Consider the following 16,268-nt stretch of genomic DNA (forward strand, 5'->3'; position numbering starts at 1 on the left):
TTCGTGTCGCCGCTTTACTGCCCGACTCGCAAGATCAAGCCGGAGGACAACTGCACCATCAGATAGTCGCCGCCGATGCCGACCCACGAGTAACCGCGCGGCGGCGGAGCGAGCCGATAGGCACGCCAGTCGTCGATTACGTATTGACGGTCGCGGTATTCCGGAGGCAGGCGGTCGCCCTTGCGCCAATGTCCCGGCGCGTTTGCCGAGTTGCCCGGGCCATCGGGACCGTGTCCAGGTGGCGTCTGCTGGTGCCCGTGACCATTCGGTCCCTTGCCTTTATTCGGTCCCTGCCCATGGCCTCCGCCATGCCCTGGGTTGCCTTGCGGCGGCTGAGCAAGTGCGAGCGACGATACGAGAAGACTCGCAGCAATGGTCGATGCCAGAAATATGCGGGATTTGCTCATTAGCCATCTCCTCTGAAACTGGTGGCTCAAGGTTAAGAAAGCGCAAAACCGACGACGTTGGCAACCGCAATTGCACGATGCCACACGCCCCGAAATATGCGCTTGAGGATTTCCGCTCCTTATTGTGCCGTATTGCAGCCCATTAGCTGGTGCCGATTGCAACGCCGTGAGCTCTGCTATTTGCCGCCTGGGCTTCCAGTTCGTCCAGTTGCAGCAGAAGCACGTCGATAGAACTCAATTGCGCATTGGTCAAGTGCTGCGAATCGAGCAGTTGATGAAGCCGCTCGCGCCAGTACGCGCCCGGCAGGATGGGCCCCGCGAGGTCCCCCGTCATTGACGCGCGCATGACCCGCGCAAGATGCGCGATCTCCAGGTCGATCAGTGTGAGCATGTCCCACCTCGCAACGTTCGTTCTTGTTGTGTAACCAAGAGCAACTAAACCTTAGTCCAAATGCGGCAAATAACCAATTGGGCCGGGTATGCGCCGCGCTGCTAAAGGATTGGCGGCCAGCGTTAGCACCTTTGTGAAGCATGATATGCAATTGGCGAGTGCCAGTCTCTCCTGATATGACAAAGAATGTCAAATCCAACGGGGTTACCACTCGTTGCAAATTGCACGATCTCCTTACAGGGAATTTCCATATGCTTCAGGCCACAACAATGATGATGGAGGGATTCCCCATGAAAACCCTGTTTAAAGCGCTCACGTGCGTACTCGCAATTCCACTCGCGCTAACGGCTTGCGGAGGCGGCGGTGGCGACGGCGGCAGTACCCCCACCGGCACGCTGCGAGTCCAGATGACCGACGCTCCCGCGTGCGGTTTCGACCATGTCTATGTCACGGTGAACAAGGTGCGCGTGAACATGAACGCGCAAGCCGGCGACGGCGACAGCGGCTGGCGCGACGTCACATTGGCGACACCGCAACGAATCGACCTGCTTTCGCTGACCAACGGCGTGCTTGCGGACCTCGGGCAAACGGCCCTGCCCGCCGGCCAGTATCAGCAAATTCGCCTCGTGCTCGCGCAAAACCAGGGCAACACGCTGGCGAACTCCGTTGTTCCGACAGGCGGCAGCGAGCAGGGCCTCGACACGCCGAGCGCCACGCAAAGCGGCTACAAGATCATCCGGCCGTTCACCGTGCAGGCGAATACCCTGGTCGATCTCGTGCTCGACTTCGACGCCTGCAAGTCCATCGTGCAGAAAGGCAACGGCTCGTACAGTCTGAAGCCGGTCGTGACGGCGACGCCCACGGTGGTGAGCGGCACGATCTCGGGCTATGTCGCGCCTGCGGAAGCGGGGGCCGCGGTGTATGCCGAGCAGAACGGCCGCATCATCAAGGGCACCGTGGCGGACAGCAGCGGACAGTTCGTGCTGACACCGCTCGAGCAGAGCTCGACGAGCGGCAACTATGACATTGTCATCGTGCAGAACAACGTGGCGACGGGCGTTGTGCGTTCCGTGCCGGTCGTTGTGAACGCATCGACCGTGGTGTCGACCTCGGCTGCGCCGATCACGCTGCCGGCGTCCACCATGCACGTTGCAAGCGGCACGGTTCTGCCCGTGAGCGCGCAGGCTATCGTGCGGGCGTTGCAGTCGGTGAGCGGCGTCAACTACGAAATCACCAGCGCGAACGCCAATCTGGATACCGGCGCCTATGCGCTGAACCTGCCGGCCGCCGCGCCCGTCGTCGGTACGTATTCGGGTACGCTGCCGGTCTCGCTCGCTCCTGTGGCCGGCGTGGCGGGCCAGTACACGGCGCAGGCAACCAGCGTGACCGGTGCGACCCAGCAGTCGGCAGTCAATGTCTTGACTACCGATCAAGCCAACGTCAACTTCAGTTTCTAACCACCATTAGATGATGACGGAAGGGCGCAAGCCCTTCCTCGGGGAACCTCATGAAAAAGATCTTCTGTCTGCTTGCTACGGGTGCCGTGCTGTTGAGCGGCTGCGCGCTGTATGTGCCTGATGCGCCGGGTGTGGTCGTGGTGCCGCAAGGCCATCCGCAAGGCGGTCCGGGCAACGGCTTCTGCCCGCCAGGACAGGCGAAGAAAGGCAACTGCTGAGCGTCACCCCGCTGATCACATGCTCGTTGGCATCGTGGGCGCGCCTGTGCGGCGCTCCCGCATCGCCTCGGCATGTGGCTGTCGGGCTTTAAGCACCGCGCGGTCTCGCTGCCCGTCGCAAGCGTGCCGGCGTTCCTGTCTCGTGTCCACATACAGCCCGCGAGCCACGCACCAAGGTTTAGCCTACACCGCCACACACAGCCGATAGGCGTCGTAGATTGCCGTGTGAATGTCGCGCGAGGCCACGGCGTCGCCGATCCGGTAGAGATGAAACTGCCCGCCGCCATTCCCGGTCTGTAAGCCCGGCTGAGCCGCACCGCGCGCGAAGGCCGTCAGGTCCATCTGACCGTCGTTCACCGAATGCGCGCGCGCCGCCTCAAAGAGATCGTCGACGGCAATCGTCCCGCGTTCGACCACGACATGCTCCGCCTCCATCTGCACGAGTTCGCCAGTTAGCTGGTGTCTGAAGATCGCGCGCAACATGCCCGTGTCGCCGCGCTGTACCTCGATCAGTTCGACGTGTGCGCGCACCGGCACCTGCCACTTCTCGAGGTTGCGCATCCACACGAGGTCGTCGCCTTTGCCGCCGGTTTCCTGCGCGGGCAGCGCGTCGAGCACGGCGAGGCGCACCTCGAGTCCCGCCGACACGTAGCGCTCGGCGCACAGATACGCGTTATGGCGCCCGGTGCCGTCATAGACGAGCACGCGCCCCGCTCGTGGCGGCATGGCCGCGAGCGCGTCGGTCACCGGGCGGCACCATTCGCCGCCCGCCAGTCCGTCGAGATCGGGGATGCCGCCGGTGGCCACGATCGTCACGTCGGGTTGCGCTTCGAGCACGTCGTCGAGTTCCGCGTAGTGGTTGTAGCGGACTTCGACGCCCAGGCGCTCCAGTTCTCCGACACGCCAGTCCACAATCCCGATCAGATCCTTGCGCCAGCTTCCCGACGCGGCGAGCACGAGTTGTCCCCCGGCGCGATCGGCCGCTTCGAGCAGCGTCACGCGATGGCCGCGGCTCGCACAAACGCGCGCCGCTTCCAGCCCCGCCGGACCTGCGCCGACAATCAGCACCTTGCGCGGCGTCGCGCTCGGCACGATGGCGTGCGGCAGATAGGTTTCGCGCGCGGTCGCCGGATTGTGGATGCAGGTGGCCTTCGCATTGCGGCAATGCAAGCCGCCTACGCACGGGCGCGCGGCTTCTTCGCGTCCTTCCTCAATGAGCCGCACAAGATGCGGCTCCGCGATATGCGCGCGCGTCATGCCGACCATGTCGATGAGGCCCTCGCGGATCGCATAGCGTGCGGTGGCGAGATCGGCGATCTTCGCGGCATGAAAGACCGGTAGCCGCACAGCGCGCCTGAACGCGGCCGCTTTCGAAAGCCACGGCGCCGACGGCATGAACATGCCCGGCATGCTGTTGACGATGAGCGACATCTTCGTGTCCATACGTCCATAGACCACGTTGAAGAAGTCGAAAAGGCCGCTTTGCTCGAGAATGCGCGCCATTTCCAGACTCTCCTCGAAGCTGCAGCCGTCTTCGAGTGCGAAGCGCAGGCCGACGGGATACTCGCTGCCGACCTCCTTGCGGATGGCCTCGTGAACCTCGAGCGCAAAACGGCAGCGGTTCGCGGCCGAACCGCCGTAGCGGTCGCTGCGCAGGTTGACGCTCGGATCGAGAAACTGCCCGATCAGATGGCCGCCGGCGTGCGTCTCCAGGCCGTCCAGTCCGCCTTGCATGCAGCGTTTCGCGGCGCGTGCGAAGTCACTGACAATGCGCGCGATGTCATGCGTACCCATCGCTTGCGGGATCGCGCGATGCAGCGTCTCGCGGCGCGCCGAGGGCGCGAGCATCGGCAACCACGGTTCGGCGTACGGATCGCCGCGCCGGCCCAAATGCGTGATCTGACACATCAGCGCCGCGCCGTGCGCATGCACGCGTTCGGAAAAGCGCCGCAGATGTGGCACGACTTCGTCGACGCCCATGTTGATCTGCTGGAACGTGTTGGGACTGTCTATGCTCACATTCGACGATCCGCCGAACATCGTGAGGCCAATGCCCCCGCGCGCCTTTTCCTCGTGATAGCGTTGGTAGACTTCCTGCGGGAATTCGCCTTCGATGAGACGGCTCGCGTGACTCGTGCTCATGACGCGGTTTTTCAGCACGAGGTGCCTGATGGTCAGCGGTTGCAGCAGCGGGTCGGAAGAAGCGGCGGGGCGCGTATGGTCCGCGGTGGGCAAGGTCATGTCGGCACTCTCTGAAGGGTCTGCCGACAACGCTAAGGTTGCTCTCGAAGCGCGTCAATTTACATCTTCGTCAACGCGAATTACATGGTGTTAGCCGATGGCACTTCGACTTCCGTCGCTTCAGGCGCTGCACGTTTTCGAGGCGGCCGCGCGACACCTGAGCCTCACGCGCGCGGCGCACGAACTGAATGTCACGCCGGTGGCGGTTAGCCGCATGGTGGCGCGCCTCGAAGACGCACTCGGCTTCAAGCTCTTCGCACGCACGAAGACAGGGCTTGCTCTCACCGACGAGGGCGCAAAGCTGCAACAGGCAGTGGCCTCGGGTTTCGGCCTCGTGAGCGACACCATCCACGAACTCAAAAGCCGGCAGCAGGAGAACGAGACCGTCACGCTCTCGGTGTCCAGCGGCTTTGCCGCGCAGTGGCTGCTGCCGCGTCATCCGCGCTTTCAGGCCGCGTTTCCGGCAGTGAATCTACGTCTGCAAGTCATGGCGACCAGGCTCTACGGTCCCCTCGACGGCGCCGATCTCGGCATTCGCCTGCACAAGCCTGGTTCGGCGAACGACGCGTTGTTCTTTTGCCCCGAGGTGATCATTGCCGTATGCAGTCCGGACTATCTTGCCGAACACGGTCCGCTCGACGCCCTGCGTCAAACGGCTGACGGCACGCGCGGCCACACGCTGATCCACCTCGAGCCGACCACGCATACCTGGGCCGACTATTTTGCCGTGACCGGACTTGCGAACGGCGCAGGTGCGAAACATGTCAGCTATTCCGATGCGGGCCTTGCGTTGCAGGCGGCCATGCTTGGGCATGGCGTGATGCTCGGCTGGCTGCTGGCCGTCGCCGCGCCGCTGAATGCCGGTACGGTCGTTCCGGCGTCGCGACGCATCGTCGAGACGGGCTGCAACTATGTGCTGGAGTGCCGCAGCCGTGAGCCGTCGCGCGCGACGCGCGAGGTAGCGCAGTGGCTTATCGACGAAATGCGCGTCGAGCTCGAGAACGTCGAAACGATCCTCGCTTCGACAGAGCATGTGCAGACTCGCGCGCCGGTTTGAGCATGGCGCCGCGCCGCTTCACCTCTTACGTGCGCCGGGCCAGGGCCAGCGCGCAGCAGCGAACAGCAGGCGGCCCGGGGCGGGCCGCCTGCCGTGTCATGGTCAGCCGCGTTCAGGCTCTGCTTCGCGGCGAAACAACGCGGTTGTGTCCGGGAACCGCGGTGCGGCCGATGCCCGAGCCGCCGCTTTCTTCAACCGGCGGCTGATGCCGGAAGCCTGCATTGCCCGACACGATAGCGATGATCGCGCCGACAACCAGCGCCGCGAACGAGAACCAGCTTGCGCGCGCCACGCCGCGCGCAGCGGCGTCTGCGGTTTCGCGCACCTGCTGTCCGGCTTCGGGGCTCGACGCGATCAAAGTCGCCGACGCAAGCGCCGACTGCATCTGTTGCTTCGCCGTATCGACCACCGAATTCGTTCCACCCGCGTTGCCCGGCGTGGCGCCGACCTGCGCGCCCACTTGCGCACCAGTGGCCGCGACGCTGCCCGCCGTGCTCACCGCGCCCGTGATGACGGAGGTCATCCCGTACACGATGAAAAGCGTCATCACCGCCCAGGCGAGCAGGCCATGCAGCCACCCGAGCACGGGCGCGCAACGTCCTGCGTAGTACGAACCGACGAACACCGCCAGCACCGTCGTCACGATCACCCATACGCCCGAGCCGAAGCCGAAGCCGTGCAGCGGGTCCGGTTTGGACATCGGCGCGAGCAGCGATGCGCCGATGGCCGTGCCGAGCACGCTCATGATCAGATAGACGATCATCGAAAGAATCACGCCCGCGAAAATCGGGCCCCATGACAGCCGGGGCAGGCCGTCTTGTGTGGTGAGCAGTTTCATGGTGTCTCCTGCAAGAGAGGGGAACAGGTCGCCTGTTGCCGCGCACGTCGCCCGGCCTCTGCGCTTGCGCAAGCGCCATGCCGTGAACCGCCTGCGAGCCAGTGTGTCAGCGGCGGCGCGCGTTATACGCGGCGGCTTGCTCCAGCAGCCATGTCCTGAACAGTTCCAGTGGCTTGCCGTGACTCAGTTCGGTCGGGTAGACCAGGTAGTAGGCGGATTCTTCGACGGCGGTGGCGGCGAACGGAATCACGAGACCCAGTTGCGGGAGTTGTTCGTCGACGAAAAACTTGGGAACTAGCGCAATGCCGAGCCCTGCGGCGGCCGCGCTGATCAGCATGGAGTGCAATTCGTAGCGCACGCCGTGCATCGTGGCGCTGTCTTCCACGCCAACATTTGCAAACCAGCGCGACCAGGCGTCGGGCCGCGTGGTCGAGTGAAGCAGCGGGTAGTTCAGCAGTTCCTGCGGCTTGCGGACCGTCTTTGCAACCAGCGACGGCGAGCACACCGGCACCACTTCCTCGCCGAACAGATAGTCGGACGAGGTGCCCGGCCACGTCGGCTTGCCATAGTGAATGGCGGCTTCGAAATGCGACTCCTCAAAAGAGAACAGGTCCGTGCGGATGCCCATGTTGATGCGCACGTCCGGGTTGCGGTCGTTGAAGTCCTTCATGCGCGGAATCAACCATTGCGACGCAAACGTGGGCAGCACCGCAAGCTCCAGGTAACCGCCGCCGCTGCCGTGCGCAATGATGGAGAGCGTGTCGCGATCCAGATTTTCCAGCGCGCGGCGCACCTGCGTGCCGTACAGACGCCCCGCGCGAGTGAGCATGACCCGCTGCTTCGACCGAACGAAAAGGCGCACGCCGAGATTGGATTCGAGCGTTGCGATTTGCCGCGAGATCGCGCTTTCGGTGAGGAACAGCTCTTTCGCGGCATGCGTGAAGCTTTCGTGCCGCGCGGCGGCTTCGAAGGCCAGCAGCGCGCTCATGTTGGGAATCTTGAACCTGCGCATGTTTGTTCCGGAAAGTCATCAAGTGACAATTTAATCTCGCTTTACGCGGCACGCAACCGTTTGAATAATGCTGTTTACGTAAGGTGGGCCGCCATGACGGCTCGCTATGACCCCCCATTCCCATTGCGGCGCCGCGCCGCGAGAGACAAGCAAATGCGCAATTCGAACGTTGAACGCCTGCTACTGAAGCTGCTGGGTCCGGCAAAAACGGAGTCGCTTTTCACGACGTTGAAGTTCCCAACGGCACTGGCAGACTGGGAAGACGGCACCGTCACGCGCGCCGAACTCGCGCAGGCAATGAACATGGCGTTGTTCGAGGACCTGCTGGAGCGTTCGCCGAACGGACGCGCCTACACGAGCGAGGCAATCGCAAACGGTGGCTCGGTCTATTTCGACCACGGCGCGCTGCGCACGGTGCGTTGGGACCACAACGGCGCGCTACCTCCCGGCGAGGCCGCGTTTACCCGTATCCTGCGTCCGCTGGGCTTCAGACTGAACGGGCGCTATCCGCTCGACAAGCTGGGCATGACTGGCCGCGCCTACGCGCATGAAGATGCACCCGACGAAATCGCGCAGTTCTTCGTGAGCGAACTGCATCCCGAGCGCTTTTCCGCCGAATTCCAGCAGGCTGTGACGAACGTGGTCGGTTCGTCGAAAGATCCGCTGACGCCGCTCGCGGTCGCGCAGCTTTGGGAACTGGAGCGCGAAGGCTCGCTGCCTGTCGACGCGGCGCACGCGCTGCTGCCGGTGATTGTCGGCGCGTTCGCGCGTCAGCACGATGTGCCTGACGAGGCGGACTACGAGGTGCTGTTGCGCGAATCAGCGGAAATGGCGTGGATCTCCACTGAGGGCAATGCGTTCAATCACGCGACCGACCGCGTGGAAGATGTCTTCACGCTGTCGGACGAAGAGAAGAGCAAAGGCCGGCCAATGAAGCCGGAGGTCGAGCGTTCCCGTTCCGGCCGTGTGTTCCAGACGGCGTATCGCGCGGATACCGTCGAGCGCCAGTTCCGCTCGGCTGGCGGCAAACTGGTCACGCGCAAGGTTCCCGGCTCGTTCTACGAGTTCATTACGCGCAAGCGCACGTTCGATCAGACGTCGCGTAGCTGGGTGACCGACTTGCGCTTCGACGCCGGCAACGCGCAGGGCATTTTCAAAATGACCGCGAACGCGGCGCAGTAGAGGTGGAAAAGCCGGTGGAAAATGCGGTAAAGGACGCGATGAAGGACTCGGTGAAGCAGGCGGTGAACGATGCGCCGGCGCATGCCGCGAGACGGGCCGCGCCGTTCCAGGCAAGCCCGCGCCTCTTGCAACAGGTCGAGGCCGATCTGCGCGCCGGGCTGCGCGGCGAAGTGCGTTTCGACGCCGGATCGCAAGCGCTGTACGCGTCCGACGCGTCGAACTATCGGCAGATTCCGTTGGGCGTGGTCGTGCCTGCCGATGTGGACGATCTCGTTGCAGCGCTCGAAGTGTGCCGCAGTCACGACGTGCCGTTTCTGACCCGAGGCGGCGGTACCTCGCAAAACGGGCAGTGCGTGAACGTCGCGGTGGTGGCGGACGCGAGCAAATATGTGAACCGCGTCGTCAGCATCGATCCGCAAGGCAGAACCGCTATTGTCGAGCCGGGCGTGATTTGCGACACGCTGCGCGATGCGGCCGAAAAGCATGGCCTCACGTTTGCGCCGGACCCTGCCACGCACAGCCGTTGCACGCTCGGCGGAATGATCGCGAATAACTCGTGCGGCGCGCATTCGGTAATGGGCGGCAAAACTGTCGAGAATATCGAGGCGTTGGAAATCGCCACGTACGACGGGGCGCGCTTCTGGGTCGGACCGACCAGCGAAGCGCAGTTGCAAGCGATCATCGCGCGAGGCGGACGCCAGGGCGAGATCTACGCGAAGTTGCGTGACTTGCGCGAGCGCTACGCCGAGCGCATTCGCGCTGAGTTTCCGCAAATCAGGCGGCGCGTCTCCGGCTTCAATCTCGATCAGCTGTTGCCGGAAAATGGCTTTAACGTCGCGCGCGCGCTCGTGGGCACCGAGGGCACCTGCGCGGTCACGCTGCAAGCCAAGGTGCGCCTCGTGCACAGCCCGGCGTGCCGCGTGTTGCTCGTGCTTGGTTTCTGCGACATCTACACGGCTGCGGACGCCGTGCCGCACTTCAACCGTTTTTCGCCCATTGCCATTGAAGGCCTCGACCGCGCGATCATTCGCGGTTTGCAGGCGCGCGGACTGAAGCGCGACGAAATCGCGCTGCTGCCCGAAGGCGACGCGTGGGTCGTGCTCGAATTCGGCGCTGACACGGTGCGCGAGGCGCTCGCGCAGGCGCATGAGGCAGACGCGTACTTCAAGTCAGGCGTGGCGGGCATGGCGATCAGCGGCCTCGTCGTCGAAGAAATGCCGAAGCAGCAGAAAATCTGGTCGATACGCGAAACGGGGGCGTCGGCGGTGGCTTTGTCGATCGACCCATCGAAGCCGGACCCTATGGTCGGCTGGGAAGACGCCGCAGTCGATCCCTTGCGGCTCGGCGATTATCTGCGCAAGTTTCAGGCGCTCGTGGACCGCTTCGGTTACGAGACGTGTTTATACGGTCATTTCGGCGACGGCTGCGTGCACGCGCGCATCACATTCGACATACGCAGCGCCGAAGGCGTCGTCAAATGGCGTAGTTTTCTGCGTGAGGCGGCGCAACTGGTGGTCGATTTCGGCGGCTCGCTGTCGGGCGAACATGGCGACGGCCAGGCCAAGGCCGAATTCCTGCCCATCATGTATGGCCCGGAAATCATGCAGGCGATGGAAGAGTTCAAGGCTATCTGGGACCCGCTCAATCGCCTGAACCCGGGCAAGGTAGTGCATGCCTACCGCGCCGACGAAAACCTGCGCATGGGTCCGGCCTACAAGCCGGTCACGCTCACCACCAGGCTTGCGTTCGCGAGCCCCGAGGGCGACGGCATGCAGCGTGCGGTGGAACGCTGCATCGGCATGGGCAAATGCCGTTCGCTCGAGGGCGGCACGATGTGCCCGAGCTTTCGCGCGACACGCGAGGAGAAATTTTCGACGCGTGGCCGCGCGCATCTCTTTTGGGAAATGCTTCAGGGCGAAGTGGTCAAGGACGGCTGGAACAGCGTCGAAGTCAAGGAAGCACTGGACACGTGCCTCGCGTGCAAGGGCTGCAAGTCCGATTGCCCGACGCATACCGACATGGCCTCGTACAAGGCGGAGTTCCTGTCGCATTACTACGAGCAGCACCGTCGGCCACGCCAGGCGATGTTCATGGGCCGCATCGGCCAATGGGCACCGCTTGCCAGTCGCTTTGCATGGCTAACTAATTTCATGACGTCGGCGAAACCGTTGGCTCATGTCAGCAAGTGGATCGCGGGCGTGGCGGCCGAGCGGCATCTGCCGGTATTCGCGCCGCGCCCTTTCCGGGCCATCGCGAGGCGTCGCGCGGCCGCAGGCAGCGCCGTTGCGCGCGAGCCTTCGCGCAGGGTCATTCTGTGGGTCGACACGTTCAACGAGCACTTCTCGCCCGACATTGCGACCGCCGCGCTCGACGTGCTGACTCGGATCGGCTATCAGGTGGTGTTGCCACGCAAGCGTCTTTGCTGTGGGCGGCCGCTGTACGACTACGGGCTGCTGGACGAAGCGCGCGCCCTGCTGCGCAGCGCTGTAGATGAACTCGCCGACGACATTCGCGCCGGCGTGCCGATAGTCGGACTAGAACCGGGCTGCCTGTCCGTCTTCAAAGACGAACTGCTGAAGCAGCTTCCCAACGATCCGGATGCGCGAAAGCTGTCGGATCAGACCTTCCTGTTCTCCGATTTCGTCGCGCGCGCCGATTTCGAATGGCCAAAGCTCGACGCGGCAGTCGTGGTGCACGGCCACTGCCATCAGAAGTCGATCTTCGGCATGAAGGGCGATACGGCCCTGCTCGACAAACTCGGCGTGCGTTGGTCGCTGCTGGACACGGGCTGTTGCGGCATGGCCGGCTCGTTCGGTTTCAACACGGACCACTACGACCTGTCGATGAAGATCGCCGAAGACAAGCTATTGCCGCTCGTGCGCAACGCGCCCGCTGAAGCGATCGTGGTGACCAATGGTTTTAGCTGTCGCGAGCAGATTCAGCACGGGGCAGGCAGACAATCCGTGCATATCGCGCAGTTGGCCTTGCAGGCGCTCGGTCAAGCGACGGGGGGCGCCTGGAACGCCCACTGACCGCTGCGCTTGCACGCGTGGGACGCGCCGCTTTTCCGATCAGAAATATCGTTCAAGCTTCCTGCCGCCAGCACTGCACGTTTGGTATTGCCGCCAAAAACGCGCGCGTGTATAGTTTCCGAACGTACCAAAATTTCGTATTGGAAATTCAAAGAGGTCTCAATCGTGAAAGCATCGACCATTCTCTCCGAGCTCGGCATTTCCCACCTCGCGGAAGCGGGCGACATCGCCGTCCATTCGCCGATCAACGGTGAACTGATTGGCCGTGTCGCGAGCAAGACGGTTGCCGACGTCGACGCCGCACTGGCCAACGCGCAGAAGGCTTACGCAAGCTGGCGCAACGTGCCGGCGCCGCGCCGCGGAGAGTTGGTGCGCCTGCTCGGCAACAAGCTGCGCGAGCAGAAGCACGCGCTTGGCAGCATCATTACGCTCGAGACCGGCAAGATTCTTCAGGAAGGCCTCGGCGAAGTTCAGGAAATGATCGATATCTGCGATTTCGCGGTCGGTCTGTCGCGTCAGCTTTATGGCCTGACGATTGCGTCCGAGCGCCCCGGTCATCGCATGGCTGAGACGTGGCATCCAATGGGCGTGTGCACCGTCATTTCCGCCTTCAACTTTCCGGCGGCCGTGTGGTCGTGGAATGCGGCGCTTGCGCTCGTGTGCGGCAATGCGGTGATCTGGAAGCCGTCGGAAAAAACGCCCCTCACCGCACTCGCCGTGGACCGGATTCTGCAAGACGCGTTGAAGGAATTCGGCGACGCGCCGGAAGGTCTCACGTGTGTGGTCAACGGTGGCCGCGAGGTCGGCGCGAAGCTGGTTGCGGACCCGCGCTCGAATATCGTCAGCGCGACGGGCAGCACAGAAATGGGCCGCACGGTCGGCGTGGAAGTGGCGCGCCGCTTTGGCCGCTCGATCCTCGAACTCGGCGGCAATAATGCGGGTATCGTTTCCGGCACCGCAGATCTGGAACTGGCACTGCGCGGTATCGTGTTTTCAGCAGTCGGCACCGCAGGTCAGCGCTGCACGTCGCTGCGCCGGCTGTTCATTCATGAAAGTGTCTACGACAAGGCCGTCGAACGTTTGAAGACGCTCTACAGCAAGGTGGTGATCGGCAATCCGCTCGAACAGGGCGTGCTGATGGGACCGTTGATCGACGAGCAGTCGTTCAAGCGCATGCAGGCGGCGCTGGAGCAGGCGAAGAGCGAAGGCGGCACGGTGTTCGGCGGCGAGCGTCACACGGTTGCGGGCCATGAAAAGGCTTTTTATGTCCGCCCGGCCATTGTCGAAATGCCTTCGCAAACGCCGGTGGTGCTGAAGGAGACCTTCGCGCCGATTCTTTACGTGCTGAAGTACAGCGACTTCAACCAGGCGATAGATGGCAACAACGCAGCCGTGCACGGTCTTTCGTCGTGCGTGTTCACAACGGACCTGCGTGAAGCCGAACGATTCCTCTCGGCTTCGGGCAGCGACTGCGGTATTGCGAACGTGAACATCGGGCCGAGCGGCGCGGAAATTGGCGGCGCGTTCGGCGGCGAAAAGGAAACGGGCGGCGGGCGCGAATCCGGCTCGGACTCGTGGAAGGCCTATATGCGCCGCGCAACCAACACGGTCAACTATTCGTCGGCACTGCCGCTCGCACAGGGCATCGATTTCAACATCGGCTAGGCGTATAGCGCTGCGTATTGACGGCCGTTGCGAGACGGCCGTTTTTTTCAGGCATTGTGCTTGTGCGGACGTGCAAGACAACGTGGGTCGCGTGCTGGCGGTGGGCGTTTTCTTGCAAACCGTCCGGTCATGAGCCATATGGAGCAAGTCGTGAGTTCTCGAGTCGTTATTGTTGGCGGCGGGGTTATCGGCAGTTCTATCGCTTACTTCTTGCGGGCTTCTGACCCGAGCATTTCGGTCACGGTGATCGAGCGGGACCCCACCTACGCGAAGTCGTCGTCGGCCTTGTCGGCCGCTTCGATCCGGCAGCAGTTTTCCACGCCGCTGTCGGTTCAGATGTCGCTGTACGGTATCGAATTCCTGCGCAATATCGGCGAGCTACTCGAAGTCGACGGCAGCAGGCCGTCGATTGATCTGCACGAAGGCGGCTATCTGTTTCTCGCCACCCCCGCAGGCGATGCAACGCTGCGTGAGAATCACGCGCTGCAAAAGAGCCTTGGCGCAGACATCAATCTGCTGGATCAGCAGGCCCTGAAGGCCAGGTTCCCGTGGCTCAATGTCGAGGACCTGGTGTCCGGCGCGTTCGGTGAAAGCGGCGAAGGGTGGTTCGACGGTTATGGGCTCGTGCAGGCGCTTCGCAAGAAAGCACAGTCGCTCGGCGCGCGCTATGTCGCGGCGGAAGTCACGGGCATGGTTCGCGAGGGGCGCAAGGTCACACACGTGATCGCCGGCAACGGCGAGCGCTATGCATGCGATACGGTGGTGAACGCCGCGGGTGCCTGGGCGCGCAAGACCGCCGCGATGATGGACATCGACATTCCGGTGTTCGCCCGCCGCCGCAGCATTTTCAATGTGTCTTCGCCGGCGCGGCTCGAGGCTTGTCCACTGCTGATCGATCCGAGCGGCGTGTACTTTCGTCCTGAAGGAAAGACTTATATTTGCGGCACCTCGCCGCACGCGGACAACGATCCAGACGATCTGCCGCTCGACGAGGTCGACCACGCTCTTTTCGACGACGTCATCTGGCCGACGCTCGCGCACCGTGTGCCTCAATTCGAGGCGCTGCGTGTGGAGAACTGCTGGTCAGGCTATTACGAGTACAACGTGTTCGACCACAACGCGATCATCGGCTATCACCCGCAAGTCGATAACTGCGTGTTTGCCAATGGCTATAGCGGCCATGGTTTGCAGCAGGGGCCGGCCACCGGCCGCGGCGTGAGCGAGCTGATTCTCAACGGACGCTATGTGTCGCTCGATCTGTCTTCGCTGAGCTGGCAGCGCTTGCTGGAGAATCGCCCGATTGTGGAAAAGAACGTGGTGTAGCGAGTGGTTCGATCTGCGCAGGTTGAGCATGCGGAGCCCGGCTGTTGCCGGGCCTTTTCTTTTGCTGACAATGCGCTTGATGACGAAACCGCACTATGTAGTGCATAGATATCGTTTGCTGCAGACATAAGCGCTGACCACAATGAGCGTTTATATGCCCGGCTCTCAGCTAATCACGACATGTACGAATTTACTGCTCCTTTTCAGAGCCCCTCCGGCTCTCCGATTCGCGAACTTTTCAAGTACCTCGCCGAGCCGGGCATGATTTCGTTTGCGGGCGGTTATCCCGCCAGCGATCTATTCGATGTCGAAGGTCTACAGCAAGCCGCGGCTCGAGCTTACCAGGACGCGAGCCAGTGTCTTCAGTATGGACCCACCGACGGTTTGCCGCGCCTGAAGCATGAGCTCATCAACCTGATGGCGCGTCGCGGTGTGCCGTGCGCGCCCAACGAGATGATCGTCACGACCGGATCGCAGCAGGGACTCGACCTGTTGCTTCGCGTCTTGTTGAATCCGGGCGATGTCGCGCTAACAGAACAGCCGGCGTATCCCGCCACGCTTCAGGCACTCAGGCTTCAGCAGGCAAACATCGTGACCATACCTGTCGATGCTCACGGTCTCGACGTCGATTACCTCGCCACGCTCCTTGCCTCCGGTACGGTCGCGCGCCCCAAGCTGCTCTATACCGTTCCCACGTTTGCGAATCCCACAGGCGCGACCATCACACGCGAGCGCCGCATCGCATTGCTGAAACTGGCGGTGCAATACAAGTTCGTTCTCGTCGAAGACGACCCCTACGGCGACCTGCGTTTTTCCGGTGAAACGGTCCCTTCGATTCTGTCTCTTGCCGCTGAAGTGGCTGGCTCCCGTGACTGGATTGTCCATTTCGCAAGCCTCTCGAAGATCGTCGCGCCGGGCTTGCGCGTGGGGTGGACAATCGCGCCGGCAGAAATCGCGCGCCGTTGCGTGGTCGCAAAGCAGACCGTCGACCTTTGCAGCACGCCGTGGACGCAAGCCATTGCCGCCGAATACCTCGCCGACGGCGCGCTCGAACGACACTTGCCACGTATTACCGCGATGTACGGGCGCAAATGCAAAGCGCTGTGCGACGCACTGCATTTGCAGCTTGGCGAGGCTCTGCAGTTTCATCGGCCCGAGGGCGGCATGTTTGTCTGGGCACGTCTGAATGGCGCAGGCGGTAACAGTGCCAGTGGGGTGGACGCCTCCACGCTTTTGCAACGCGCGATCGAAAACAAGGTCATGTTCGTGCCGGGTAAGGCGTTTTTCGCGGACAAGGTCGACGCCGCGTCGCTGCGGCTGTCGTTCGCAGCGCCGGGCATTGCCGACATTGAAGAAGGCGTAAGGCGGCTCAAGTGCGCATACGGCGCGTAGCCGGTACTGCTGACCCGCCTGGGGGAGAGGGGCGAGCGTTAGCGCGCCGGTTA

General features: G+C 62.9%; 13 protein-coding genes. 8 read left to right on the forward strand and 5 right to left on the reverse strand.

Annotated features, from left to right (window positions below; translation table 11 throughout):
• Positions 1-14: 14 nt before the first annotated feature.
• Positions 15-407 (reverse strand): RcnB family protein, encoded by a 393-nt coding sequence (locus F757_RS0122940; protein ID WP_027213435.1) that lies wholly within the window; start codon positions 405-407, stop codon positions 15-17.
• Positions 408-549: 142 nt separating this feature from the next.
• Positions 550-798: a hypothetical protein gene (locus tag F757_RS0122945; RefSeq protein ID WP_027213436.1), complete on the reverse strand. Its 249-nt coding sequence runs from the start codon at positions 796-798 to the stop codon at positions 550-552.
• Between the two features lie 290 nt (positions 799-1,088).
• On the opposite strand from F757_RS0122945, the gene F757_RS0122950 reads away from it, so the two are divergent.
• A complete protein-coding gene (locus F757_RS0122950; protein ID WP_027213437.1) occupies positions 1,089-2,255 on the forward strand; it encodes a DUF4382 domain-containing protein in 1,167 nt (388 codons plus the stop codon).
• Between the two features lie 50 nt (positions 2,256-2,305).
• Positions 2,306-2,473 carry a hypothetical protein gene (locus F757_RS35890; protein WP_013341931.1) on the forward strand — a complete coding sequence of 56 codons (168 nt, stop codon included), beginning with the start codon at positions 2,306-2,308 and terminating at the stop codon, positions 2,471-2,473.
• A 183-nt stretch (positions 2,474-2,656) separates the two neighbouring features.
• Here F757_RS35890 and F757_RS0122960 read toward each other — a convergent pair whose 3' ends face one another.
• Positions 2,657-4,714 carry an oxidoreductase gene (locus F757_RS0122960; protein ID WP_084531002.1) on the reverse strand — a complete coding sequence of 686 codons (2,058 nt, stop codon included), beginning with the start codon at positions 4,712-4,714 and terminating at the stop codon, positions 2,657-2,659.
• A 97-nt stretch (positions 4,715-4,811) separates the two neighbouring features.
• On the opposite strand from F757_RS0122960, the gene F757_RS0122965 reads away from it, so the two are divergent.
• Complete coding sequence (locus tag F757_RS0122965) at positions 4,812-5,771, forward strand: LysR family transcriptional regulator (protein WP_027213439.1); 960 nt, start codon at positions 4,812-4,814, stop codon at positions 5,769-5,771.
• A gap of 112 nt (positions 5,772-5,883) precedes the next feature.
• Here F757_RS0122965 and F757_RS0122970 read toward each other — a convergent pair whose 3' ends face one another.
• Both F757_RS0122970 and F757_RS0122975 read right to left on the reverse strand, forming a co-directional pair.
• The gene (locus F757_RS0122970) at positions 5,884-6,609 is read right to left on the reverse strand and encodes a YrzE family protein (protein ID WP_027213440.1); all 726 of its coding nucleotides are present in this window, start codon (positions 6,607-6,609) and stop codon (positions 5,884-5,886) included.
• 106 nt (positions 6,610-6,715) lie between these two features.
• On the reverse strand, positions 6,716-7,621 hold the full coding sequence (locus tag F757_RS0122975; protein WP_027213441.1) for a LysR family transcriptional regulator: 906 nt from the start codon (positions 7,619-7,621) through the stop codon (positions 6,716-6,718).
• Positions 7,622-7,774: 153 nt separating this feature from the next.
• Here F757_RS0122975 and F757_RS0122980 point away from each other — a divergent pair, with 153 nt between their 5' ends.
• The 5 genes from F757_RS0122980 (at position 7,775) to F757_RS0123000 (ending at position 16,215) form a co-directional block, all read left to right on the forward strand.
• A complete protein-coding gene (locus F757_RS0122980) occupies positions 7,775-8,803 on the forward strand; it encodes a DUF1338 domain-containing protein (RefSeq protein ID WP_027213442.1) in 1,029 nt (342 codons plus the stop codon).
• 38 nt (positions 8,804-8,841) lie between these two features.
• Positions 8,842-11,835 (forward strand): FAD-binding and (Fe-S)-binding domain-containing protein, encoded by a 2,994-nt coding sequence (locus F757_RS33975; protein ID WP_051376846.1) that lies wholly within the window; start codon positions 8,842-8,844, stop codon positions 11,833-11,835.
• A 165-nt stretch (positions 11,836-12,000) separates the two neighbouring features.
• A complete protein-coding gene (gene amaB / locus F757_RS0122990; RefSeq protein WP_027213443.1) occupies positions 12,001-13,500 on the forward strand; it encodes an L-piperidine-6-carboxylate dehydrogenase in 1,500 nt (499 codons plus the stop codon).
• A gap of 150 nt (positions 13,501-13,650) precedes the next feature.
• Positions 13,651-14,823, forward strand: a complete 1,173-nt coding sequence (locus tag F757_RS0122995; RefSeq protein ID WP_027213444.1) for an NAD(P)/FAD-dependent oxidoreductase — start codon at positions 13,651-13,653, stop codon at positions 14,821-14,823.
• 180 nt (positions 14,824-15,003) lie between these two features.
• A complete protein-coding gene (locus tag F757_RS0123000; protein WP_027213445.1) occupies positions 15,004-16,215 on the forward strand; it encodes an aminotransferase-like domain-containing protein in 1,212 nt (403 codons plus the stop codon).
• Positions 16,216-16,268: the final 53 nt, after the last annotated feature.

It is taken from the genome of Burkholderia sp. WSM2232 (assembly GCF_000472545.1).
In the GTDB taxonomy this organism is placed as follows: Bacteria; Pseudomonadota; Gammaproteobacteria; order Burkholderiales; family Burkholderiaceae; genus Paraburkholderia.

What these genes read in the sequence shown, in the direction of transcription:
- F757_RS0122940 (WP_027213435.1), bottom strand. Translation starts at nt 407, where the DNA reads ATGAGCAAATCCCGCATATTTCTGGCATCGACCATTGCTGCGAGTCTT.
- F757_RS0122945 (WP_027213436.1), bottom strand. Translation starts at nt 798, where the DNA reads ATGCTCACACTGATCGACCTGGAGATCGCGCATCTTGCGCGGGTCATG.
- F757_RS0122950 (WP_027213437.1), top strand. Translation starts at nt 1,089, where the DNA reads ATGAAAACCCTGTTTAAAGCGCTCACGTGCGTACTCGCAATTCCACTC.
- F757_RS35890 (WP_013341931.1), top strand. Translation starts at nt 2,306, where the DNA reads ATGAAAAAGATCTTCTGTCTGCTTGCTACGGGTGCCGTGCTGTTGAGC.
- F757_RS0122960 (WP_084531002.1), bottom strand. Translation starts at nt 4,714, where the DNA reads ATGACCTTGCCCACCGCGGACCATACGCGCCCCGCCGCTTCTTCCGAC.
- F757_RS0122965 (WP_027213439.1), top strand. Translation starts at nt 4,812, where the DNA reads ATGGCACTTCGACTTCCGTCGCTTCAGGCGCTGCACGTTTTCGAGGCG.
- F757_RS0122970 (WP_027213440.1), bottom strand. Translation starts at nt 6,609, where the DNA reads ATGAAACTGCTCACCACACAAGACGGCCTGCCCCGGCTGTCATGGGGC.
- F757_RS0122975 (WP_027213441.1), bottom strand. Translation starts at nt 7,621, where the DNA reads ATGCGCAGGTTCAAGATTCCCAACATGAGCGCGCTGCTGGCCTTCGAA.
- F757_RS0122980 (WP_027213442.1), top strand. Translation starts at nt 7,775, where the DNA reads ATGCGCAATTCGAACGTTGAACGCCTGCTACTGAAGCTGCTGGGTCCG.
- F757_RS33975 (WP_051376846.1), top strand. Translation starts at nt 8,842, where the DNA reads ATGAAGGACTCGGTGAAGCAGGCGGTGAACGATGCGCCGGCGCATGCC.
- F757_RS0123000 (WP_027213445.1), top strand. Translation starts at nt 15,004, where the DNA reads ATGTACGAATTTACTGCTCCTTTTCAGAGCCCCTCCGGCTCTCCGATT.